Source organism: Bradyrhizobium sp. BR14999 (assembly GCF_056106085.1).
This window is the reverse complement of the sequence record NZ_CM148536.1, coordinates 1,067,082-1,089,915: the sequence shown is the minus strand read 5'-3', so window position 1 is coordinate 1,089,915 and position 22,834 is coordinate 1,067,082. Positions and strand designations below refer to the sequence as shown.

Here is a 22,834-nt window from a genome sequence, read left to right as displayed (position 1 = left end):
CAATGTTCAAGGTGCGCGTGATCCCCTGCCTCGACGTCAAGGACGGAAGGGTCGTCAAGGGCGTCAACTTCGTCGATTTGCGCGATGCCGGCGACCCTGTCGAAGCCGCGATCGCCTATGATGCCGCCGGGGCCGACGAGCTCACCTTCCTCGACATCACCGCGACCCATGAGAACCGCGGCATCATGCTTGACGTGGTCCGGCGCACGGCGGAAGCCTGCTTCATGCCCGTCACCGTCGGCGGCGGCGTGCGTGAGGTCAACGACATCAAGACGCTGCTGCGCGCCGGCGCCGACAAGGTCTCGATCAACAGCGCCGCGGTGTCGCGGCGCGAGTTCGTCAAGGAAGCCGCCGAAAAGTTCGGCGAGCAGTGTGTGGTGGTGGCGATCGACGCCAAACGCGTCAAGCGTCCGGGCGGCGACCGCTGGGAGATCTTCACCCATGGCGGACGCAATTCGACCGGCATCGACGCCATCGAATATGCCCAGGAAGTGGTCTCGCTCGGCGCCGGTGAAATCCTGCTCACCTCGATGGACCGCGACGGCACCCGGCAGGGTTTTGACATTCCGCTGACCCGGGCGATCGCCGACAGCGTCTCCGTCCCGGTGATCGCCTCCGGCGGCGTCGGCAATCTCGACCACCTCGTCGACGGTATCCGCGACGGGCACGCAACCGCCGTGCTGGCCGCCTCGATCTTCCACTTCGGGGAATTCACCATCCGCGAAGCCAAGGAGCACATGGCCCGCTGCGGACTGCCCATGCGCCTCGATGCCTGACGACTCCCGTTCATAAAAGTGGTACACGAGCCGGTAGAGACCGGCTCGTTCGGCCGGATCGCGTTTTCCGAGTAGTCTGCATGCCGCGTTTCACGATCCACGATCTGGCCGAGACCATCGATGCCCGCGCGGCATCCGGTGGCGAGGCCTCCTATACCCGCAAACTTCTGGACAAGGGCGCCGAGCATTGCGCCAAGAAGTTCGGCGAGGAAGCAGTCGAAACCGTAATCGCAGCAGTCGAAAACGATCGCGCGCATCTGATCGCCGAAAGCGCCGACCTGCTCTACCATTTCCTTGTGCTGCTCAAGGCTCGCGGCGTAAAGCTGGAGGAGGTCGAGGCCGCGCTGGACAAGCGGACGTCGATGTCAGGGTTGGAAGAAAAGGCGTCGCGCAAGAGCGGCAACTAGCCGAGGTGGAAAGATCGCGTCATGGATATCCGCGCACCCGAGCAGCAGTATAATCCGTACCGCGTCTATACGCGTGAGCAGTGGTCCAGGCTGCGCGACGACACGCCGATGACGCTGGAGCCGGGCGAGTTCGACCGGCTGCGCTCGCTGCACGATCGCCTGGACTTGCAGGAGGTCGAGGACATCTACCTGCCGCTGTCGCGCCTGTTGTCGATCTATGTCGACGCCATGCAGCGCCTGTATTACGCCGAGCGCCAGTTCCTCAATATCCGCGACCGAAAAGTGCCCTACATCATCGGCGTCGCCGGCTCGGTCGCCGTCGGAAAATCCACCACGGCCCGCGTGCTTCAGGCGCTGTTGGCGCGCTGGTCGCCGCGGCCGAAGGTCGAACTGATCACGACCGACGGATTTCTGTATCCCAACGCGGTGCTCGAGCGGCAGGGCATCATGCAGAAGAAGGGTTTTCCGGACAGCTATGACCTGCCGCTGCTGCTCAGCTTCCTCTCCGACATCAAGTCCGGCCGTCGTCACGTCCGCGCGCCGGTCTATTCGCATTTGACCTACGACATTGTGCCAAACGAGTGGGCCGAGATCGATCGGCCCGACATTCTGATCGTCGAAGGCGTCAACGTGCTGCAGACCGGAAAGCTGCCGCGTGACGGCAAGGCGGTGCCTGTGGTCTCCGACTTCTTCGACTTCTCGGTCTATATCGACGCCGACGAGGCGGCGCTGCGGCAATGGTACATCAAGCGCTTCCTGGCGCTGCGCGACACCGCCTTCACCAATCCAAAATCCTACTTCAACCGCTACGCCCTGTTGTCGGACGAGGAAGCGACCGCCACTGCGATCGCGATCTGGGAACGCACCAACCTTGCCAATCTCGAGGACAACATTTTGCCGACCCGCCCCCGCGCGACGCTGATCCTGAAAAAGGGCGCCGACCACACGGTGGAGAGCGTGGCGCTCAGACGGCTGTAATCGCGCCGGTGAACATGGGTCCCTGGCTGGTCCGGGCTGAGTGTCTTTTGTTGCTGACCGACAATCGGTATTCCGCTATGCCTTCAAAAACGGCTGGGAGGCAGCATGGTTGATCGTCTCAGAAGCGCAGCAGAGCAGCTTGAAGCGCCGATCTGCCCGGACTGTCATATCGAGATGAAGTGGTTCCGCTCCGAACTGCTCGCGGACGAGCCGACCCCGATCATCGCGCATCTCTTCGTGTGCCCACATTGTAAGCGCGCGATAAAGACGGACACCATATTCAAAGGCACCCAAACGCCGCCTGATAAGCTCGCTGCGCCGCGTTTTACTGCTCATGAAGGAACGATCGTCTCGCCGGACGGCACGGGGCATGCTCGGCTCCCGACCTGTCCCGCACCATAGCTGGCGCCGGCCGGGCTCAGGTTCCCATGAGATTCGCGATCAGACTGCCAGGTGCCGGGACGCGGCCAGCCCGGCCAGCGCCTCGTCCAGCTTCTCCCGGTCGAGCGGCTTGATCAGGAATCCGTTCATGCCTGCCTCGAAACAGGCGTAGCGGTCCTCGACCAGCGTATTGGCGGTGAGTGCCAGGATCGGCGTGTGCTGGCGACCCGTGGCTGCCTCATGTGCGCGGATACGTTTTGTCGTCTCGATGCCGTCGAGCTGCGGCATCTGGATGTCCATCAGCACGAGGTCATAGGGCGTGCCGGCCGATGAAGCGGCGAGCCAGGATTCCAGCGCCGCCTCGCCATGGACGGCGATGACGACGCGATGGCCGAGTTTCGTGAGCAGCGAGCGCATCAACAATGCGTTGATCTCGTTGTCCTCGGCAACGAGAATCGAGAAGCCCCTCGCCTGCGTTGCGCTGGTGGATTCTGCCACCGGCTCCGGCGCGAGATCGGGCGAGGCGACCTCCGGCGTCAGCGCGAGGCGTGCGGCGAGCGAGGCCGCGCGCAGCGGCTTCACCAGGAATCCGGTGAGGGCCGGGGAGAATTTCTCGTGGCGCGAGCTCGACGTCAGCAGCACGAGCCGCTGCATCGCATGCGCCCGCGCCGCTTCGCCGAGATGGTCGGCAGCGGCAGGACCGATCGCGCGATCGACCAGCATGGCGTGCCATGAACGCTCCGGCAGCAGCGCCTCGGCGACCGCCGCATCCGCAACCATGCAGGTCTGGCCGCCCCAGCGTTCCAGGCGCCGCGCGATCAGCGAAGCCTCGATGCCCTCGGCGACGAGGAGTAGCGACTTGCCGGCGAGATCGGGGCTGGGGAATGCCGTCTGTCCGGCGCCGGCTTGTGACGGGGCAAGCGGCACCGCGACCTCGAAGGTCGAGCCCTTGCCCGGCTCGCTCGTGAGCGTGATCCGGCCGCCCATGCGCTTGACGATGCGCTCGCTGATGGAAAGGCCGAGCCCGGTGCCGCCATAGGTGCGCGCGACGCGCTCGTCCGCCTGCTCGAACTCCCGAAAGATGCGCGACTGCGCTTCCGGCGCGATGCCAATGCCGGTGTCGCGGACCAGGAAGCTGATCTCGTGCGGCCAGATGCCGGGCTCGACGATCAGCGCGACGCCTCCGCTCGCGGTGAACTTGATGGCGTTGCCCGCAAGATTGAGCAGCACCTGACGCAGCCGCGCGGCGTCGCCCACCACCTCGAGCGGCAGGCGCTCGTCGACATAGGATGCGATCTCGAGAGTTTTTGCCTGTGCCCGCGGCGCCAGAAGCTCGGTGATCTCCTCGATCAGCGTGGACAAGGCGAAGGGACGTTGCTCGAGATCGAGCTTGCCGGCTTCGATCTTGGAATAATCGAGCAGCTCCTCGATCAGCGTCATCAAGGCTTCGCCGGAGGTTTTCACCGCCTTGGCATAAGTCGCCTGCTCCGGCGTCAGCGTGGTATCGAGCAGAAGGCCGCCCATGCCGATGATGCCGTTGAGGGGCGTGCGGATCTCGTGCGAGGCCATCGCGAGGAAGCGCGATTTCGCGCGGTTGGCGGCATCGGCCTGGTCGCGCGCGTCGGACAAAGCGCGTTCGGTCTCGGTGCGGTCGGTGACGTCACGTCCGACGCTCTGCAATTCGGCGGGCTGTCCGGCATCGCGGCGGACATAGCCCTCGCGCCAGGCGATCCAGCGCGCGCCGAGCGGGGTTGCGATCTTCTGGTCGTGAACGCGTGTGCCGCTGCTCTCGCGCGCGCTGTCGCCCTGCTCCAGCACGTCGAAATCGAAGCGGGTGCCGACCAGCGCGCTCCGCGTCTGTCCGGCCAGCGCGCAATAGGCGTCATTGGCAAAGGTGATGCGGCCGTTTGTGTCGCGCAGCACGATCAGGTCGCCCTGCTGTTCGAACAGGCTGCGGGCGCGCTCTTCGGCTTCCTTCAGCTCCCAATTGCGGTCGATCAGCGCCTCGTTGTGGGCGGCGAGCGTACGCAGTCGCTTGTTGACGAAGCGCAGCCGCATGCTCAGCGTCGCAAGGCCGAGACAGGCGAGGGCGAACAGGAAGCTCGCGCCGATCGCGAACGCATTCGGATCGTAGCCGGAATTCTCGGATCGGCTGCCGGAGACGAAACCATAGGCGGCACCGAACGTCGCCGAGAAGATCATGAAGGAGCGGATCGCGAAAGTGATACGGGGATGCTGTCGCCTGAAGCGGCGCATATGCACCTTGATCCGGAACGTCCGACCCATCACCACCGACCCCGACTCTTGTCCGAAACCCCGCGCTCGCCGTGTGCGACGATGTCGCCTCGACCTTGCGAACAGTTTGAGGCTTCGGCGCCGCCTCCAAACAGGGTTGACGAGGCGTTAATGCTTCAGAGCATGATCCGGAAAAGTGTGTAGCGGTTTTCCGAAAAGATCATGCTCAAACAAAAGGCTAAAGCGCGATCCTGATATCATCGCGCTTTAGAGCGAGGCGGCCTGGAGCTGGCGGTGGCCGCCGCGGGCGCCGACGATCAGTGCCGCTGCCTCGCGCTGCGAGAACGTCTTCGAGCGCACATAGATGCGGTAATCGGCCGGCCCTTCGGTAGAGAGATAGATCACCTGAGCGCCATCGACGGGCTGCGCTGCGATCGAGACCAGACGCGTCGACGGAGTGGCCTGGCAGGTTTCCGATTCCGAACCGAGGCCGTCGTCCACGACCGCGAAATCGGCGGCGTCCGCATCGTCGGTGACCTGAACCCGCACCGTGGCCTGCGCGGGATCCTCGGTGAAGGCGACGTGCACGCCGGCGGTCCAGAATAGAGTTGTGAGCTCGACCGAGGTCTCGCCCAGGGCGATGCAGGGATGCGAGACCGATCCGATCTCGGCGCGGGCGAACACCGCCGCTGCCAACAGGGGGACAACCGAGGCCAGGATCTTGAAACGCAACATGACACTCTACTCGCCGGGCCCTTTGGAGAACTCGTTGGGCCTTATGGTTTGCAGAGCGTAAAGGAAACTCGTTACCGCCGGGTTGATGCGCGGAATGATCAGGCCAACTGCCGCACATCCTCCGCGAGTGCGCGGTAGGACAGGGCCTCGGCGAGGTGCAAGCGGCCGATCTTGTCGGCGTTGTCGAGATCGGCCAGCGTGCGCGCGACCCGCAGCACGCGATGATAGCCGCGCGCCGACAGCCGCATGGTCTCGGCGGCGTCGCGCAATAGCTTCTGGCCTTGCGCGTCGGGCTTTGCGATCTCTTCCAGGACCGAGGCCGGCGCCTCGGCATTGGTGCGGACGTGGGGCAGGCCGGCCTCCGCATAACGCGCGAGCTGGATGTCGCGTGCGGCTGCGACGCGCGCGGCGACCTCGGCGGAGCCTTCCGCCGGCGGCGGCAGGATCAGATCGGCGGCCGTCACCGCCGGCACCTCGATGCGCAGATCGATGCGATCCATCAGGGGACCGGAGATGCGCGCCTGGTAGTCGCCGGTGCAGCGGTCGATGCGACCGCGCTTGCAGGCATAGCCGGGCTCGAACGCATTGCCGCAGCGGCAGGGATTCATTGCGGCCACCAGCATGAAGCGGGCAGGGTAGGTGACGCGGTGATTGGCGCGCGACACCGCGACCTCGCCATTCTCCAAGGGCTGGCGCAGCGAATCCAGCACGCGCGGATCGAACTCCGGCAGCTCGTCGAGGAACAGCACGCCCTGATGCGCCAGCGAGATCTCGCCGGGCTTGGCGCGCATACCGCCACCGGTGAGCGCGGCCATGCTGGCGGAATGATGCGGCGAGCGGAACGGCCGCCGCGCGGTCAGCGCGCCGCCCTCGATCTCGCCGGCGACGGACGCGATCATGGAGACTTCGAGCAATTCGCTCGGCGACAACGGCGGCAGGATCGAGGGCAGGCGCGCCGCCAGCATCGATTTGCCCGCGCCGGGCGCGCCGATCATCAAGACCAGGTGGCCAATTAATTTGAGATCAAAAGGACATCACTTAAGGATGTGGTGGACAATTAAATGAAGAAATGTTAATGAAAATGGATGGTTATAACCCCGCCACCGGACCGGCCGAAGGCCTTCTCATACGTCAGAATGTCCACAGACCTCCAGCTGAAGGGCGACAGTCTTCGCCGTCAGCGTGAGGTCTCTCGGAAGTACGCCGAAATTCACGCCCTTGAGCTGGTCGAGGACGTCGATCTCCATGACATCGGGGTATCCGCCTACAAGGGCAAAAATCTCGCGTCCGGAGCGTTCGGCCGATTCCTGGAGGCAGTTCGCGGAGGGAAGATAGCCAAGGGCTCATACTTGCTCGTCGAATCATTCGACCGCATGAGCCGCCAAGAGCCGATGGTCGCTCTGAAACCGTTCATGGAGATCGTTGAAGCAGGCTTGATCTTGGTCACCCTCGATGATGAACGCGTCTTCAAGGGCAAAATCAGCTTCGAAGACCTGATTATCTCGATTGCCAAGATGAGCCGAGCGAATGAGGAATTGGCCCGCAAGAGCGATCGTTTGTCCCAGGCCTGGAAGGCAAAACGGGCTGTCATCGGTCAAAAGAAGCTGACGGCACGGTGTCCGAGCTGGCTGCGCCTTACCCCGGACCGGATGGGCTTTGAGGTGGTCGAGGACCGTGCAGCCGTGGTCCGCCGGATTTTCGATGAGGCTGCATCCGGCATGGGTACGTTCACGATCGTTCGCCGCTTGAACGAAGAAGGTGTCCCGACCTTTACCGGCAGAGGGGGTTGGCAAAACTCGACGGTCAACAAGATTTTGAGCGGCACCGCGGCAATTGGGACGTTCCAGCCCAATCGTATGGAAGGAGGCAAGCGGACGCCCGACGGCGAGCCAATCCGGAACTACTTCCCCCGTGTAATTTCACAGCAACTCTTTGATACCGCGCAGCGCGATCGACTTACGCGCAAGACCAAGCCCGACAACGGAAAGAAGGGTAGCGGCGGACCGAAGGGCAAGCACTTCACCAATCTATTCTCGAAACTGGCGGTTTGTGACTACTGCAAGTCGCCGATGCACTATCAAAACAAGGGCCAACCTCCCAAGGGACAGGCTTACCTCGTGTGCTCGAATGCCGTCCGAAATCTCGGCTGCGAAATGACGGGCCGTTGGCGGTACGACCAGTTCGAGACAATGTTCTTGCGCTTCGTGGAGAAGCTCGACTTGGCTTCATTGATCTCGTCAACTGAGCACGCCAGCAAGAAGACCGAATTAGCTTCGCAGCTTGATGCGACGGAAGGGAGGATCAAGCTTCTTGAGGAGGAGCTTCGCCGTTTGCTTGATCTTGTCCAGAAGATGGTCGATTTCGACAGCGAGCTTCTGGCTGATAGGATCAAAAAGCGCGAACAGGAGCTGGCTGAAGCGAAGGCACTCGTGAAGCAGCTTCGCAATCAAATCGCAGTCCTCGAACAGACCGAATTGACGTACTACAAGCATCCTGACCAAGTCGCACGGTTAATCGAACGTGTGCGAACGAACAGGGGCGGCGACGTCTACAAACTCCGAGCGCAGATTGCTTCGAAGCTCCAATCCTTGATCAAGGAGCTTCGTCTGACGGTGTTCTCGGACAATCAGCGCTTTGAGGTCGCATTCCACGATGGGCATGCGATGACGCTGTTTGTCGATCCAGAGAATCCGACAAAGTTCGTTCAGAAGGTCAGTGGGACAGCGCCAGTTTTTGAGCTGATTTCCGACGATGGCACAGTCATTCCACTGCCGGCCGACGAACCAGCCCTGGATGGGAAATAAAGATTCCCAAAAAGGTCACTCAGAGATCTTAAGTTCGCCCATCGAAAATTGTCCTGCAGGGGCTAGGGGAATGGCCCGACAGAAGCCACGGCGCACGCCAATCAAACGAGCCAATACTCTGCGATTTCGTCTGATCGCAATCTTGAGGTAATATAGGACTCTGTTTGAGTAGTCGGCATGGGGGAAGTACTCTGCAACTCCGATCAAAAAAGACGTCCGGCGGGAAATCGTCGCAGGAGGCCGTCCGTGCCCGAGCAACGAGGCGAGCACGTCATTGGAAGAGATTTCTTGCCTGGCTAGACATCCATGCGGACTCTAGCTGGGTCTTCCGTGGCCTAGGCGACACCCGCTTCGGTTTGATGCCTGGTATTGGACGTGGGCACTACGATTTGGCGAAAGAGCGAACAATCCTGGAGATTTTCGAACGGAGAGCGACGGAATTCCTCGACCTTACGCAGATGAGTGCATGGGACAAAATGGCGCTCGCTCAGCATCATGGACTCCCCACGCGGCTCCTGGATTGGTCAACTAACCCGCTTGTGGCTGCTTATTTTGCCACCACATCGAATCCAATGGCATTGGATGTCAGAAAAGCAGGCTCCAGAGCAAAGCCGTTCAAGGCAGTTCCCTCGCTTGAATCAGTAAGCGCCCGGATTGTCGCGTTCAGGGTTCGGTCGAGCGCTATCGTGAATCCGGCAACCGATGAAGATCCATTCGCCCGTCAGGAGGTTGGATTTGTTCTGCCGCGGTCTGTAGCCACTCGCATAGTTACTCAAGGGGGCCTCTTCAGTTGCCACCCAACTCCATCGATAGCTTGGGAGGAACCCCTGCAACCGACAAAGCATATCTTTGATGTGCCGGGCGACTTGCGGAGGTACTTCCAGCAGCGCCTTTTCTATCTGGGTATCGAGCCGCAAAGGATTATGAGTGGCTTGGATGGAGTAGGGTCACGGCTCGCCTGGCAGTACGCCGCCGGCATTGGTCTGGGTGCAGTTAGATGAAGAATCCGAAGGTTTTTCCCACGAATCTTCAGCCGATTGAGGACCCTCGCGAAGCAAGCGCAATTCTCGGCGCCATCGAGAAGTTTGATCTGGCGTCCTCACCTTGGTGGGATGCTCTCGATGAACTGTCCTCGCAAACAGTACTCGAAGGTTTGGAAGCAAACCCGGATGGAATTTTCAACACTCCCGCTGGAAAATTTGAGGCCGTAGGAACTGCCTATGTCACCCTGAATTATGGCGGCAAGCGAGATGCGGCTTCGATGCCTGACTCCTTTCCAGTGCGCATTATCGGATCATTTGACCGAACTGCTAACAAAGTGACGATCGAAGATGTGCAGGTCGATACATCGTCATTTTTTGAGTAGAGTGACGAATGACCTAGCGTCTCTCTGTGTAGTCTCTAACAGAGATTCAATTCAGGCGAGTCAAACCGTGTTCGCCATCGAGCGGCACTTGTAACGCCGGCCCGCAACGTCGATGCTTCATTTCGTGCTCAGGTCCTAGCCGGCTTTTGCAAGTCTTTTATGGACGAAAGCGGCTCAGATTGCATCGAGGCTGCAATCTTTGATCAGCGAGCTGCGCCTGACCGTGGACCCTGACACTCAGCGCTTTGAGGTGGTCTTCCGAGATGGTCAAGGCATGACACTGTTCGTCGATCCTGAAGCCCCGGCAAAGCTCGTCCAGAAGGTCAGCGGGAAGGCACCGGTTTTCGACGTGCTTTCCGCTGATGGCGTCCTCGTCCAATTACCGGCCGACGAACCAGCTCTGGACGGAAAGTAGAGGAGCAGGCTCGGATCTGATAGCGATATTCAATCGGACCTTCATGCAATCAGTCAGAGTGGTATAGCTAACACAATATGTGTGATTCAGCGGGGCGGTGAATGCGGGCGAAAGGGCTTTTGATAGCAATTTTTGCGTTGGGATCAGCATCCAACCTCCAAGCAGCCGATTACCCAATTTCTGGAGTGTGGGCTAACGCTCACGATCCTTCGGCGATTGATGTAACTGCATCGTGCGCGTCGTACGTCAAGAACCCTAAAGCACCGAGAGGCAATATTATTGTCTTTGGGGGCTCGAAAAAGACCGAGTTTAATGGGGGTTATCTCCAAGAGGAGACGGTCAACAACCTATCCTTGCGAAAACTTGGACAAGATGAATTCCAAGTGGTTGATAGCTACTATGATGATGGTGAAGAAGGCGGCCGACCGAGGTTAAAGCGTCGATCATACAAGCTTCGGGTGCTTGGGCCCGATACGATCGAGATGAGGGAAGGTAGGTATCCAAGCTCACAGTTCACGCGATGCGCTTCGGAGCCCAAAGAGCAGCAGACGAAATCCGCTGGCCCAACCAATTCGACGAGTTCGGCCACCAGCAACCCTCCCACGGTTAAGCGAGCACTCGTCGAGCCCGATCGGCCGTTCGACGCAGCCGGAGTTTGGAAGATTCTTACCGCTCGATATGGCGTGGGGTGCGTCGCGGTGTACAATTATGAAGACGCCTCCAGCATTTTCATCGGTGGTACGAAAGCGGACCAGCTGTCTATCGTTGTTGAAGCTGCAAGACGGCTATTTGATGGAAGTCTGGACGCCGAACCTTCCGTTCAAGATGTGGAGCTTGTTCTCGGAAACTGGAGGAGGGGCGAGCTAAGTCCCTACGGATATCGAGGATCCCCCGGCGTTGTCGCCCCTTTTGATGCTGCATTGTCGCGCGCATTTTTGGAGAGCCCGTCGCTGAAACTAACCGAGCGTGGCTCGGTAAAACTGCGTATTCCCTTGAACCAAACCAACGAGATGATGGAGAAGCTCGCACGTTGCTTCGTAGAAACTCGTTGACCTCTTTAGACGCTCGGAGCCTTAGAGAGGTTCCGGCTGATGGGGGCGTTCGATCGCAAGCTGGGCAATCCACGCCTGGGAAATAAAGATTTCCAAACAGGTCACTGAGAGAACTTACATTCCCCCAACGGAAAAGTCCCGCTATCGGGTTCGGATAAAGTCCGTCTTGGTCTGACCGACAATGTCCTTGAGTTTCTGAATCTGCTGAGACGATCACACTCGGCCCAAAGATGGTCCAGTCAAATGGACATGCGCCGCAGCAACTTCAGCGGATTCGGTGGGAGCCTCGTCCGACACGATCTTAGTCCGACGGGCTCATTTGTAGGGGCTTGACCTCCAACTGAGTCGGGTAGCAGGATAGATTGACTGCAACTCAGCAAATTCGCCTCAGGCTTACATGGTCATTTCTCTGGGTGAAATTTCATTTGATGAGGAGATCGTCGTTCGGAAGCTGAAAAACGACTTTCGCGATGATTGGTTTCCCGATCCGATTGGCTTTACCGATTTCATTGAAGAGGGACTACTATCCAAGATTATCACAGAGAACTTTGATAGAAATCACGGCGCCTACGTTCCGTCGCAGGCGTTGTTGCTAAACATACCCAAGGCCAATTTTACGCTGCGGTACGCACTAGAGACGAGTATGTCGGACCGAACCGTGTATCACGCGCTCGCGTCGTACCTACTCCCGGTCTATGATGACATTCTGTCTTGGCGAGTTTTCAGTCACCGAACCAGCACGAGCACCGCGAATGACGATGACACTCGAGACTCCAAAAGATATACGTTTCGCAACGGTATTTCTGCCTGGAATGACTTTTTGGGCTGCGTGAAATCTGCATTGAAGCCGCAAACTGTTCTGCTGTCGACCGACCTGGCGAATTACTTCGAGAATATCAATGTCCCGAAGCTAAAAGAGGTGATGCTCAGTCTGATTCCTGAACTGAAGATTTCGGGAGACGAGAAGGCCAAAGTCCGCGCGCATGTCAGTCATCTATTCAACTATCTGTCTGCGTGGACTTTCTCCAAAGATAAGGGCTTACCCCAAAACCGAGATGCTTCATCGTTCTTGGCGAACGTCTACATGTGTAGCGTTGATCGCATTATGATTGAGAAGGGGTATGACTATTTCCGATACATGGACGACATCAAAATCGTCTGTGGCGACATTCCATCAGCTCGGCGGGCTTTGAAAGACCTTATTTTAGCGCTGCGACCGATTGGTCAGGTAGTCAATTCCGGTAAAACGCATTTTGTCTATTCAGCCGACGAAGAGGGAATCCAAAAATGTCTGGCGTCGGGAAATGTGGAAATGAAAAGGATAAATGCGGCGTGGCAATCTAAGTCGCTTAAGGAAATTTCACGCTCGTTCGTTCCCTTGAAGGAGTTAGCTCTCAGCGTTCTGAAATCAGGTGGCTATGACAGTAGAGAATTTCGCTTTTGCATCAATCGGCTCGAAACATTGGCTCGTTGCAGCGAATTTCATGTTCCGGCAAAGTATTTCGAGGACCTCACCCCACTTGTGCTAGCGGGCCTAGATGATGCGCCGGTCGCAACGGACCAGATTTGCAAATATTTACGCGCTGTAGATTTGAGCCAAGCTGACCTTCAGACCGTCTTCAACCATTTAACTGACAGCTCTCGGTCGTTTTACAATTGGAAGAACTACCTCCTGTGGATTCTTCTGACGCAGAAGGGTTTTAAAACAGTCGCCGCGCTTGATTACGCTCGGCTGCTAGTTTCAGAACGAGAAGATGATCCGACGAGGGCCGGGGCAACAATTTACCTAGGCGCCCTAGGGGATACTTCCGACAGAGCCCGCATAGCGGAGCACTTTAAGAATTTGAATACGTTCCTAGGTCAACGAAGTGCTGTAATCGCAGTGCAAGAGCTTCACTTTCGTCCGACCTCGGCTGGTGGTCCCAGTATCGACACTCATGTCAGACCCCATCTCCGCACGGATTTGAAGGGAGCGTATCGTGCACTTAATCGAGCCGGGCTTTACGTATCGCAATTGGAGCCGCTTTCCATAGCTCGATTTGTTGACTTGGAGCGTGACTACGATGGGTGACGTCTTTCTTTTGTACAAGCCTGATCCGTTTGGTGTTGGGGGCTCGCGTTATTTCCGGGCCAGCGCGGAAGGTGCCGATTATATTCGCGCGGAACAGGTAGGCAACATTCAGGACGAAATCATAACTTATGAAGCAGCAACGTTAATTGACGATCTGCGAAGGAACGGCGCTCAGCTTCCGCCCAAGATGATCGACATGAGCGAGGCAATCCGTCTTCTTACCGGATTGTCTCGTGCGGACGGCGGAGAGCCAAAATGGAATTTCTGGCGGCGCATCAGAACGGCCTTTAATGACGAAAGCAACTGGCTAGCCATACGTGCGATGCACGAGTCGCGTGAAATTCCAGAATCTCCAAACGAATTTGAGCTCTTTTCTGCATTCGCTAATGCAACAGCGAGCCTATGGTCTCAGTTGAAGACTGAACTTGAGGAAGCGAATGAATCAGACAGATTTTTTCAGGTAGAGATTCCCGTCGCCAGAATTTTCCATGCCCGTCAGTTTAAGGGAGTGAGCATTGATGCGAGCGCAGTGGAGGGAAGCCTAAAGAGTGCGTCAAACGAAAAGTATGAAGCTTATCGAGATGTTGCTGACCAGCTGGGGATTAGCCCGACAGGGCTAAATTATTGGAATGTTTCACGCCATTTGCCACTAGCAGAATCGAGCGTGCTTCAAGAAGTCGTCAAAGGATACGCACTTCGAGATCAGCTAAGAATTTCGGCGGATGTTTCCAAATTTGCGAAGGCTTTTACAAATCTCATGGATGCGTCTCGGGACGTAGACATTCTCACCCGATTAACAAATTCGCATGGCCGGACGTTTCCTACTTTCCATTCGTTTGGGACTATAAGCTCCCGAATTTTGGTGTCTGATCCCTACTTGCAGGAATTGCGAAGACGATATCGGAAGGTGTTCTCCGCCGATCAGGGACGCCATCTAGTGTACTTCGATTATTCACAGTTTGAGCCCGGAATAATGGCATCATTAGCCAACGATGATGAGCTTATCCAAATGTACAACGACGGCGATATCTATGCCGCGTTCAGCATGGCATTGTACGGCAATGCCGATCATAGGGATCAATGCAAGAAGATCTTTCTCGCTTTCAGCTACGGCATGAATGAGCACGGCATTGCCAAGTTGCTAGCAGGTGACGACTCAAGCGCTGCGGATAGATTAGCGATAGAGTTCAAGGTGACTACATTCTTCAGTCGATTTAAGCGCTTGAACGAATTTAAGTCTGCGCTCGAACTACTCTTGTTGAAGGATGGCCGCATTTCGACTCCAATGGGAAATCGACGCAAGCGGAGCAGTTCGGGGTCGGCATTAAACTCCCGCGAGCGCCGTTGGGCCACTAGCCAACGGGTACAGGGGACCGCATCTTTGATATTCAAAACGGCCCTCATCAATTTGGCATCAACCTTCGGTCCTGACGCCATTCTCCTACCCATGCATGACGCAGTACTCATGCAGTTCAAGACCGATGAAGATACAAACGCGAATGTGGGTAGAGTCAAAGAGATTATGGCGGCTGCTTTTGCGAAGTGGTGTCCTGCCGTTAATGCCAGAATCACGCACGGGCCGTTTTCTTAGGATCAAGCTGCTAAAACATCAGTGATGGTGGCAAGAGTGGCTGCGGGGATGGTCGCTCGGGAGCAGGTCCGGTTGTCGGGAAGGAAGGATAAGCCCTGGACCGTGGCTCAGAAACCTAAGGGCGAAGTAGGTAGTTCTTGACAGTTTGTGGGAAGAATCTTCGCCCGGTCGTCGTCGTGATTCCCGCATCGTTCAGGTGCCGTGCAATCTCGCTGTATGATCGCCGCAATAGATCCGCATCCAGTTTCTCCCTGAGTTGGGATGCAAATTCGTCAGCGGCCTTGCGATTCTTTGCGGCCAAATTCCTTCCATTTGATCCGAGAATTTTGCCTCGACGTTTCGCCTCAGCCAAAGCCGCCCTCGTTCGTTCGGAGATCAGCCGGCGCTCTTCTTGCGCAAGCGCAGCAAAGATGTGAAGCTGAAAATCCGTAGCGTTGGGCATCTCAGCGCAGACCAAGCCGATGCCCTGCTCAAGGATGCTCGCGATGAAGCTGACGCGACGGGAGAAGCGGTCGAGACGTGCGATGACGATCTTGGCGTTCTCGCGCTTTGCCAGCTGAATAGCCTTTTGCAACTCGGCCCGTGAATCGTCTTTGCCTGACTGGACGTCGCAGAAGTCCGCGATCAACGTTCCTGCTCCCGCAACGAAGTCGGAAATCTTGCGATGCTGAGCAGCCAGACCGAGGCCTGACTTTCCCTGCCGTTCAGTGGAAACTCGGAAGTATGCAATGAATTTCGTCACGAGGTGCCCAAAACAAAGACGGTGGGCGGCGCCATCAACGAAACGCACGATCAAGACAACAGCCAGTAGCATTACTGTTACGGATTCGCTCACCGTTGATCCTCGTCCTAAGGAGGCGGTCCGGACAGCATCGGGTGCTTAGGATCTTTGGGGGCGCGGTGAACGAGAGGGACGGTGTTTGGGTCTCGGCGTCGGAATAAGCCCGCGCTACCTGGAGATAAGGCCAAGGAATTGTGCAGATTTCGACATTCCTATCTTGTCTGCAACCCCTGATTTTGCAATCGATGTGAGGATTGAAGGGGGTGTACTTGAGCGATCTTGTCAAAGAACTCGAAAAGTTTGTGGCTTATGCCAACACCCTCGCGGGTGATGAAAAGGGCGAAGCCCAGGTCTTCTGCGACCGGTTGTTCAAAGCGTTCGGGCACGAGGGGTACAAGGAGGCAGGAGCTACCCTGGAGGAACGTATCAAGAAGGCCTCGGGCAAAGGGGTCAACTTCGCCGACCTCGTATGGAAGCCGCGCCTTTTGCTGGAAATGAAGCGGGCCGGCGAGAAGCTCCACTTCCACTATAAGCAGGCGTTCAATTATTGGGAAAATGCGGTTCCTAATCGGCCCCGTTACGTCGTTCTCTGCAATTTTCAAGAGTTTTGGGTCTATGACTTCGACAAGCAGCTCAACGAGCCTGTCGATGTCGTAGGGCTCGCCGAGCTTCCGACGCGCTACACCGCCCTCAACTTCCTGCTGCCGAGCAACCCTGCGCCCCTGTTCGGCAACGATCGTGAAGTCGTGTCTCGAGCCGCGGCAGCCAGAGTAGCGCAGCTGTTTCGGTCGCTTACTGGGCGCGGCGTTCCGCGAGAAGCAGCTCAGCGCTTCGTTTTGCAATCCGTCGTGGCGATGTTTGCGGAGGACATCGACATGATGCCATCAGGAACTGTGCTGCGTCTGGTGAATGACTGCCTGCATCATCACCAGAACTCCTACGACGTGTTTAGTGGCCTGTTCCAGCAAATGAACAATCCCAAGCCGGCCGCAGGCGGACGCTACAAAGGCGTCCCTTACTTTAACGGTGGTCTCTTCGCGACTATTGCTCCCATTGAGCTCACCAAAGGGGAGCTTGAGCTGTTGGGAGAAGAGGAGAAAGGCGCGGCCTGGCAAAACTGGGCGAAGATAAACCCGGCCATCTTCGGAACGATCTTCCAACAAAGCATGGACAAGGATGAACGCCACGCTTGGGGCGCTCACTACACGCATGAGGCGGATATTCAGCGGATCATTGGGCCAACGATTGAGAGACCGTGGCGCGAACGCATCGACGCCGCCAAAACAATGACCGAGCTTCTTGATCTGCGGAAGGCACTTTTGGCGTTCAAAGTGCTCGACCCAGCGTGCGGCAGCGGTAACTTCCTCTACATGGCATACCGAGAACTGGTTCGCCTAGAGATTCGCCTGATGGCGAGGCTCGATAAAGAGTTCAGCTGGAAGAAGGTCCAGAAGAATTCACAAGCGACGTCGCTTATCAGCCCCAAGCAGTTCTACGGCATTGACCGAGATTCGTTTGGCGTGGAGCTTGCCAAGGTCACACTGATGTTGGCGAAAAAACTCGCTGTTGATGAAGCAGCGGAAGTACTTGAGCGCGATCAGATTGATCTACCGCTCGCGGATGAGGACGCGCTTCCACTCGACAATCTCGACGACAATATCTTGTGTAGGGACGCTCTCACGTCGCCATGGCCAAAGGTCGACGCCATCGTCGGCAATCCTCCTTATCAAAGCAAAAACAAGGCGCAGCAAGAGTTCGGACGGGCCTATCTCAATGACATCCGGGCCCGTTTTCCGGGAGTCGATGGACGCTCTGACTATTGCGTTTATTGGTTCCGCAAGGCGCACGAGTTGCTGGAGCCTGGCCAGCGAGCAGGTTTGGTCGGCACCAATACAATCCGCCAAAATTACTCCAGGATCAGCGGGCTAGATTACATCGCGAAAACCGGCGGTACGATTACTGAAGCCGTTTCCACGATGCCATGGTCTGGAGACGCCGTTGTCCATGTGTCGGTGGTGAATTGGATCAAAGGCACAAAGTCGGGAAAGAAACGTCTCTATATCCAGGAGGGGAACGATCCGGATGGGGGATGGGACCATAAGGACCTGGACACGATCAACACGGCGCTCTCTTTCTCTACGGATGTAAGTCAGGCAGAGCGACTGAAGGCGAACGCTGAACGCGGCGGGTGCTATCAGGGGCAAACGCACGGACACAAGGGATTCCTGCTCGACCCGGAACAGGCAGTCGAGATGCTCAGCAAGCGGAAGATCAACAAAGAGGTGATCTTCCCCTTCTTAATAGCCGACGACCTTCTTGGTGCGGTTGGGAAACTAAAGTATCGATATGTGATTGACTTTCACCCACGCGATCTACTCAAGGCGCAACAATACAAAGAGCCGTTTGATCGCGTAAAGAAGACCGTGCTGCCTGATCGCCAAAAAGCGGCAAAGGAAGAAGAGGAGCGAAACGAAGAGGCGAGAGAGGCCAATCCGGAAGCGAAGGTCAATCGGCACCACGCTAACTTTTTGAAAAAGTGGTGGTTGATGTCGTATCCAAGGGAGGAGCTGATGAAGGCGATAGCTCCCCTATCTCGCTACATCGTTTGCTCGCAGGTGACTCACCGCCCAATTTTTGAGTTCATATCCACGACTATTCACCCGAACGCCGCTCTGAACGTTTTTGCGTTGGAAGATGACTACTCGTTTGGCATTCTTCAATCGAGCGTTCATTGGGAATGGTTCGTTAATCGCTGCTCGACCCTCAAGGCAGACTTCCGATACACGTCCGACACTGTTTACGACAGTTTTCCGTGGCCTCAAAAGCCGAAGCTCGGGGATGTAAAACTCGTTGCCAAGCGAGCGGTGGAGTTGCGAGCCCTACGAACCAAGCTCAAGAAAGAACACAAGGTCTCACTGCGAGAGCTTTACCGCGCTCTCGAAGGACCGGGCTCTCATCCGCTCAAGAATGCCCAGGCAAAGCTCGATGAAGCGGTGCGAGCCGCCTATGGGATGACGAAAAAGGCCGACGTGCTAAGCACGTTACTCGAACTCAACCAGAACCTGGCGGCCGCGGAGTCAGATGGCAAATCGATCGTCGGCCCAGGTATTCCGCCGACGGAAAAAGGAATGAAGGGGCTGATTACAAAAGACTGCCTATCATGAACTTGCCTGCCGACGACTCGCTCCATCTCGCGGCGCGCGGTCGGCAGAGCAGGCTTGGACGGGCGGAGAAGCACGGGCTTAAAACATAAACCAGCGATTATGTTTGACGGTGCTTGATGGTGAAAACTATTTTTCTACTGCTCCGCCAAATAGACGCTTGATTAGTATCGCTGTGTAACCACCAATAACGGTATCGATTAGGCCAACAGCTCGCTTCAGCGTCTCAATGCTAGGGATTCTTCCGGCCCAATAAAGATACTGAACACCGATCACCGCCAACCCTAATACGACGCACAAGAAAACGGTCATGACTGCTGCGTTAGTATTCAGAAACGTCGCTTTTGCAGAAGAGACTTCAAACTGCTCCGCGTAGTGCTGAACCACGATCAGGACGAACGCTCCGGTCAGGGGACACATAATGAGAATTACGTCCATTGCATCAGAAAAGTCGATCAGCAAAAAGGGTGCGAGAGAAATTGCAATCAAATGAGTTAGCAGTAACATCCAGCCTGCAGTGGCACGAACTAGGCTTTGACGAACACCTGTCATCGATTGTCGCCTCCGCAATATGGATTGACGTCCCACATTCCTCCCAAATCGGGACATGATCCCGTGACGTATCTTGAGAGGCAAGCCGTAAACTTCTGTACAAACTCAGATAGACGAGCATCGTCGATCGGCTTGTATCGCTCTGATGGAGGATTGGCTGATTCTTGGAATGGAGCCATTTCCCCTGTGTTTAGGGTCACCTCAAGATTGAAAGTATTCGGGTCCAGATAGGCAGGATATAACTTTAATTCGATCTTGTAGCGCTCCCAATGATCAGCGAGGCCAAATACAAGGTTGCGGCTCAAACCGCTTATACTAAAGCGACGGACATAGAATTTGTTCGTCTCGAGTGGGCTTATTACCACGTTATCAGGCGTACTGGCCTTCAGTGATTGAAATGCAGCGAACACGTTCTTGCCATCGCTTCTTTTGCAAGCATTAGGAGTGTCCCGCAAATGTCGAAAGTATCTTTCGACGATCATATCGAGAAAATTAGCGATGCGGACATCCGTCGGCCCTTCTTTTCCGAAGATGGTGCGCGGGACAGGAACTTCTACTGAATCCGGCCCTGCGGGGCGGCCTTCGGTGGACACGGCAGAAAATAGCTTTGACTTTGTCAGTCTTTCATATGTCTCTTTAAGCTTGAACTCGTCCACAGTAAGCCAAACCTCAACGAATTCCTTAACGTGCCGTGCGCATTCGTCGAGCTTATTGTCATAGAGAAACAAATTTGGGTTCGTGTAGATCTTCGATACCGTCTTCAGCTGATTTATGAACTGAATCGCTTTTTCGAAATCTCCTACAGCGATTGCGACCTTCAGTGTATCGGGCTCTATTCCAGCATCGCCACCCGTATTGAAGGTGTTTCCGTGATACCTCGTGCTGTCGTCCTTATCATTGGTCAGTTCGATTACATTGGTCTGCTGTCGAATCGAGGCGCTGCCGTGTAAGACTCGTTTCGTTCCGTCTTCCTGGACCGTAGCCGAAAGCGTGCCGACGGTATCGTCGCCAGACATAAGATCAGCACGAAGGCCAGAATCGGGGCCCCCGCCTTGCACTTTGTATAGAACAATGGGTAGCGAAGATCGCGAACCCACGCACAAGAAGCCGGACACTCGATCTTTTACCCACGTTAAGCGTGCCTCGACCGGAGTACTTCCCAGCGTGCCGGAAAACTCCGCGGCCCGCACCTGCATCGAGGAGACGAACAGGAATAAACTCAAAGCGAAGCCGCTCAAGGCGGCGGAGTTAGGAACGAACGTCATTGTCCCCTCAAACATCGGAATGAACGAACTATCGAGCTACCCCGTGAGCCTTGAGCTCCATTTTAGCGGCTTCGAATGCGACCAAGTCCTTTGGACATGAGTAGACGGCACTTTGCCAATAGCGTTCCGCATCTGCCTGTCGGCCTCCGACAAACGCTAGTTCCCCGCTGTAGAAATTGGCTTCGCAAAGCTGCTCGGCTTTCTTCGAGGGATCAGGATCGTCTGCCGCGGCGAATAGAGAGTCTGAAGTCAGTTCGCCCATAAACATTTGAACAACTGGAGCTGGCCACGCCGCCATGTTCAACCTTTTCTTGTAATCCAAGAGGCGGCTCGGACTCTTGATGCGTCTTCTTACGATTTCTGACCAAAGCGCAATATAGGCATTGGAAGGCGCGAGCTTGCCTGCTTGTTCAAAGTCCGCCAGTGCGTTCGAAAATGCCTCCCGATAGAAATAGAGTCTGCCCCGCGCAAGATAAGCGGAAGTACCAGTTAATGACTTGATCCGGTTAAATAGCTTTATGGCTTCAGAGAAGGTCTTCAAGGATTGGTCTTGGTCGCCTTTAGCAAACTCCACAAGTCCACGAGAAGTCAGAGTCCAAGGGGAATCAGGTCGAATCCGAAGAGCTTCGTTGTAATCGGCTATGCTTCCATCAAAATCGCCAGCTGCAGCTTTTGCACCGGCGCGCAATCGATAGGCTTCGTCATTTGCTGGATCGAGTCTGAGCATTTCGGTGAAATCTGCAGTCGCTCCAATTGTGTCACCTCTTGAGCCAAGAATGGTCCCGCGCATCTTGTAGCTTGAGGCATCCTTCGGATTGATCTTGATCGATGTGTTGTAGTCGGCAAGCGCCAGATCATCCTTACCCATCTCCTGCCATAGTTCTGCACGATTGGAGTATGCCTGTACGTAGTTTGGCTCTAACCGTATCGCCTCGCTAAAGTCGGCAATCGCCCCCTTGGAATCGTTATGATACCTTTTCTCGATACCGCGTTCTGTGTAAGCGCTCGCATATTCGCAATATCTACTACTCTTCCAAGCTAAACGTTCCTCGGGACAGGCCCCTGAAACAAACTTGGCTAAGCAACCCGCAATGCTACGTTCGATTTCTCCTGGCTTGTCTTCGTCGCGAGCTTGCGTGCCTTCAATGACACGAAACAGGGCCGATGGTGGTTCATCGATTCCGTCATGCGGGGCGATTTCCGAGCCTTGAACAGACAAGTGAACTTCATAGCCCGATCCTTTTCTGTCGGACGGACGCACCATGACATCGAGTTGATACCGCTCCCAGTGATCCGTCTGATGAAGAAGCAAGTAACGACTTCGTCCGCTAACTGTGAATCGTTGCCAATATTGCCGACCTGTCGAGGACTCGTGAATGGTTACGTGGTCGTTCGAATCGGGAATTGCGGCCAGTTCTGCAAGGATATTTTCGGTCTTGTGCAATGGGCAAGTGCCAGACGGCAAGAATTTCTTGAAATAGGCATGAACAAGCAACGGGGCGACCTTCGCGGTCTCAGACTCTGACATCTGCCTATCGCCAAGGAGCGCCAATGGAATGGTTAGTTGTCCCTGTGGTGCAGGCACGGTTTGCACCCCTCGGAAAAAAGGAGATGATGTTAGAGCGTCGTAGACATCTCGTACCGAAGCTTGATCTACCGCCAATTCCAATGGAATGAATTCCTTTGTGCGTCGGGTGCATTCGTCGATGAACGTGTCGTACAAGAATGCAACGTCCTGCTTGGCCGTAGAATCAATCCTGATATCTGATATGCTGTGAAGGCTCTTAAGCAAACCGATGGCTTCTTCATATCGATCTGCAAATGCTCGAGCGCGTATTAGCCCAGAATAGATATCGGTCTCTTCGAACTCGTGCGTACTTTCTTCGATACCGTGACCCTCCGTGCTCGAAATGCTCAGCCGGCGCGTCTTGCCGTCTATCACAGCGGTTCCAGACCAACCGTCGCGCTCGATTCGTCCGCGTATCTCACCGATTTTCTTGGATTCGCTCGACAGAACGGCCCGCATTGAATTAGCGGAAGTTTCGCCTTCCAATTTTAGTACGCGTTTTCGTAAGGACAGCAATTCGGTTTCAAGACACAAATATCCGGAAAGCTTGCTGTTAGTTGAAACAGCGGATACTTGCACGCGCATGTCCCCAATGCGTCCAACGTACTCGGCTGCCGGCGCCGGCTTCAACCAGACTAAGACAAAGCCGACAACCATTAGACTGACTGAAAGAGCGCGAGCCATGGCTTATTCCCGC

Annotated in this window: 18 protein-coding genes and 1 pseudogene; 12 read left to right on the top strand and 7 right to left on the bottom strand. The window is 56.2% G+C overall.

Translation table 11 applies throughout. From position 1 onward, the window contains the following. Positions 1-2: 2 nt before the first annotated feature. The 4 genes from hisF to ACR9YP_RS05095 all read left to right on the top strand — a co-directional run bounded on the left by hisF (position 3) and on the right by ACR9YP_RS05095 (position 2,563). A complete protein-coding gene (gene hisF / locus ACR9YP_RS05110; protein ID WP_091882560.1) occupies positions 3-776 on the top strand; it encodes an imidazole glycerol phosphate synthase subunit HisF in 774 nt (257 codons plus the stop codon). Between the two features lie 80 nt (positions 777-856). Next, positions 857-1,183, top strand: a complete 327-nt coding sequence (locus tag ACR9YP_RS05105; protein ID WP_008539706.1) for a phosphoribosyl-ATP diphosphatase — start codon at positions 857-859, stop codon at positions 1,181-1,183. 21 nt (positions 1,184-1,204) lie between these two features. Then, positions 1,205-2,161 (top strand): type I pantothenate kinase, encoded by a 957-nt coding sequence (coaA, locus tag ACR9YP_RS05100; protein ID WP_091882557.1) that lies wholly within the window; start codon positions 1,205-1,207, stop codon positions 2,159-2,161. A gap of 105 nt (positions 2,162-2,266) precedes the next feature. Continuing rightward, positions 2,267-2,563 carry a hypothetical protein gene (locus tag ACR9YP_RS05095; RefSeq protein ID WP_438103725.1) on the top strand — a complete coding sequence of 99 codons (297 nt, stop codon included), beginning with the start codon at positions 2,267-2,269 and terminating at the stop codon, positions 2,561-2,563. A gap of 39 nt (positions 2,564-2,602) precedes the next feature. Here ACR9YP_RS05095 and ACR9YP_RS05090 read toward each other — a convergent pair whose 3' ends face one another. The 3 genes and pseudogenes from ACR9YP_RS05090 to ACR9YP_RS05080 form a co-directional block, all read right to left on the bottom strand. Next, positions 2,603-4,828, bottom strand: a complete 2,226-nt coding sequence (locus tag ACR9YP_RS05090) for a PAS domain-containing hybrid sensor histidine kinase/response regulator (RefSeq protein ID WP_474219138.1) — start codon at positions 4,826-4,828, stop codon at positions 2,603-2,605. Positions 4,829-5,044: 216 nt separating this feature from the next. Then, the gene (locus tag ACR9YP_RS05085) at positions 5,045-5,512 is read right to left on the bottom strand and encodes a hypothetical protein (protein ID WP_370989010.1); all 468 of its coding nucleotides are present in this window, start codon (positions 5,510-5,512) and stop codon (positions 5,045-5,047) included. A 98-nt stretch (positions 5,513-5,610) separates the two neighbouring features. Next, positions 5,611-6,522: pseudogene (locus ACR9YP_RS05080) on the bottom strand (YifB family Mg chelatase-like AAA ATPase); the annotation flags it as partial. 126 nt (positions 6,523-6,648) lie between these two features. Here ACR9YP_RS05080 and ACR9YP_RS05075 point away from each other — a divergent pair. From ACR9YP_RS05075 to ACR9YP_RS05045, 7 genes are all read left to right on the top strand, one after another. After that, on the top strand, positions 6,649-8,316 hold the full coding sequence (locus tag ACR9YP_RS05075; RefSeq protein ID WP_474219137.1) for a recombinase family protein: 1,668 nt from the start codon (positions 6,649-6,651) through the stop codon (positions 8,314-8,316). Positions 8,317-8,480: 164 nt separating this feature from the next. Beyond that, entirely contained in the window at positions 8,481-9,317 is an 837-nt protein-coding gene (locus tag ACR9YP_RS05070; RefSeq protein ID WP_474219136.1) for an FRG domain-containing protein, read from the top strand. After that, a complete protein-coding gene (locus ACR9YP_RS05065; RefSeq protein ID WP_474219135.1) occupies positions 9,314-9,682 on the top strand; it encodes a pPIWI-associating nuclease domain-containing protein in 369 nt (122 codons plus the stop codon). The genes ACR9YP_RS05070 and ACR9YP_RS05065 overlap by 4 nt, the downstream gene beginning before the upstream one ends. A 199-nt stretch (positions 9,683-9,881) precedes the next feature. Then, positions 9,882-10,097: a hypothetical protein gene (locus ACR9YP_RS05060; RefSeq protein ID WP_474219134.1), complete on the top strand. Its 216-nt coding sequence runs from the start codon at positions 9,882-9,884 to the stop codon at positions 10,095-10,097. Positions 10,098-10,198: 101 nt separating this feature from the next. Beyond that, positions 10,199-11,149 carry a hypothetical protein gene (locus ACR9YP_RS05055; RefSeq protein WP_474219133.1) on the top strand — a complete coding sequence of 317 codons (951 nt, stop codon included), beginning with the start codon at positions 10,199-10,201 and terminating at the stop codon, positions 11,147-11,149. A gap of 397 nt (positions 11,150-11,546) precedes the next feature. Then, on the top strand, positions 11,547-13,220 hold the full coding sequence (locus tag ACR9YP_RS05050) for an RNA-directed DNA polymerase (protein WP_474219132.1): 1,674 nt from the start codon (positions 11,547-11,549) through the stop codon (positions 13,218-13,220). Then, on the top strand, positions 13,213-14,811 hold the full coding sequence (locus tag ACR9YP_RS05045; RefSeq protein ID WP_474219131.1) for a DNA polymerase: 1,599 nt from the start codon (positions 13,213-13,215) through the stop codon (positions 14,809-14,811). Before ACR9YP_RS05050 ends, ACR9YP_RS05045 begins: the two co-directional genes overlap by 8 nt. A gap of 115 nt (positions 14,812-14,926) precedes the next feature. On the opposite strand, the gene ACR9YP_RS05040 is transcribed toward ACR9YP_RS05045, so the two are convergent. Then, complete coding sequence (locus ACR9YP_RS05040) at positions 14,927-15,646, bottom strand: recombinase family protein (RefSeq protein WP_474219130.1); 720 nt, start codon at positions 15,644-15,646, stop codon at positions 14,927-14,929. 215 nt (positions 15,647-15,861) lie between these two features. Between ACR9YP_RS05040 and ACR9YP_RS05035 the strand changes: the two genes are divergently transcribed. Beyond that, entirely contained in the window at positions 15,862-18,756 is a 2,895-nt protein-coding gene (locus ACR9YP_RS05035; protein WP_474219129.1) for a DNA methyltransferase, read from the top strand. Between the two features lie 126 nt (positions 18,757-18,882). Here ACR9YP_RS05035 and ACR9YP_RS05030 read toward each other — a convergent pair whose 3' ends face one another. Genes ACR9YP_RS05030 through ACR9YP_RS05020 form a run of 3 tightly spaced genes read right to left on the bottom strand, consistent with a single transcriptional unit; the run spans position 18,883 to position 22,821 of the window. Beyond that, positions 18,883-19,305, bottom strand: coding sequence for a hypothetical protein (locus tag ACR9YP_RS05030; RefSeq protein ID WP_474219128.1), 423 nt, complete (start codon positions 19,303-19,305; stop codon positions 18,883-18,885). After that, on the bottom strand, positions 19,302-20,570 hold the full coding sequence (locus ACR9YP_RS05025) for a hypothetical protein (protein ID WP_474219126.1): 1,269 nt from the start codon (positions 20,568-20,570) through the stop codon (positions 19,302-19,304). Before ACR9YP_RS05025 ends, ACR9YP_RS05030 begins: the two co-directional genes overlap by 4 nt. 28 nt (positions 20,571-20,598) lie before the next feature. After that, the gene (locus ACR9YP_RS05020; protein WP_474219125.1) at positions 20,599-22,821 is read right to left on the bottom strand and encodes a tetratricopeptide repeat protein; all 2,223 of its coding nucleotides are present in this window, start codon (positions 22,819-22,821) and stop codon (positions 20,599-20,601) included. Between the last annotated feature and the right edge of the window lie 13 nt (positions 22,822-22,834).

Coding starts and splice junctions, on each gene's coding strand:
- coaA (WP_091882557.1), top strand. CDS start 1,205: ATGGATATCCGCGCACCCGAGCAGCAGTATAATCCGTACCGCGTCTAT.
- ACR9YP_RS05030 (WP_474219128.1), bottom strand. CDS start 19,305: ATGACAGGTGTTCGTCAAAGCCTAGTTCGTGCCACTGCAGGCTGGATG.
- ACR9YP_RS05105 (WP_008539706.1), top strand. CDS start 857: ATGCCGCGTTTCACGATCCACGATCTGGCCGAGACCATCGATGCCCGC.
- hisF (WP_091882560.1), top strand. CDS start 3: ATGTTCAAGGTGCGCGTGATCCCCTGCCTCGACGTCAAGGACGGAAGG.
- ACR9YP_RS05020 (WP_474219125.1), bottom strand. CDS start 22,821: ATGGCTCGCGCTCTTTCAGTCAGTCTAATGGTTGTCGGCTTTGTCTTA.
- ACR9YP_RS05025 (WP_474219126.1), bottom strand. CDS start 20,570: ATGACGTTCGTTCCTAACTCCGCCGCCTTGAGCGGCTTCGCTTTGAGT.
- ACR9YP_RS05055 (WP_474219133.1), top strand. CDS start 10,199: ATGCGGGCGAAAGGGCTTTTGATAGCAATTTTTGCGTTGGGATCAGCA.
- ACR9YP_RS05095 (WP_438103725.1), top strand. CDS start 2,267: ATGGTTGATCGTCTCAGAAGCGCAGCAGAGCAGCTTGAAGCGCCGATC.
- ACR9YP_RS05050 (WP_474219132.1), top strand. CDS start 11,547: ATGGTCATTTCTCTGGGTGAAATTTCATTTGATGAGGAGATCGTCGTT.
- ACR9YP_RS05075 (WP_474219137.1), top strand. CDS start 6,649: ATGTCCACAGACCTCCAGCTGAAGGGCGACAGTCTTCGCCGTCAGCGT.
- ACR9YP_RS05045 (WP_474219131.1), top strand. CDS start 13,213: ATGGGTGACGTCTTTCTTTTGTACAAGCCTGATCCGTTTGGTGTTGGG.
- ACR9YP_RS05090 (WP_474219138.1), bottom strand. CDS start 4,828: ATGGGTCGGACGTTCCGGATCAAGGTGCATATGCGCCGCTTCAGGCGA.
- ACR9YP_RS05085 (WP_370989010.1), bottom strand. CDS start 5,512: ATGTTGCGTTTCAAGATCCTGGCCTCGGTTGTCCCCCTGTTGGCAGCG.
- ACR9YP_RS05065 (WP_474219135.1), top strand. CDS start 9,314: ATGAAGAATCCGAAGGTTTTTCCCACGAATCTTCAGCCGATTGAGGAC.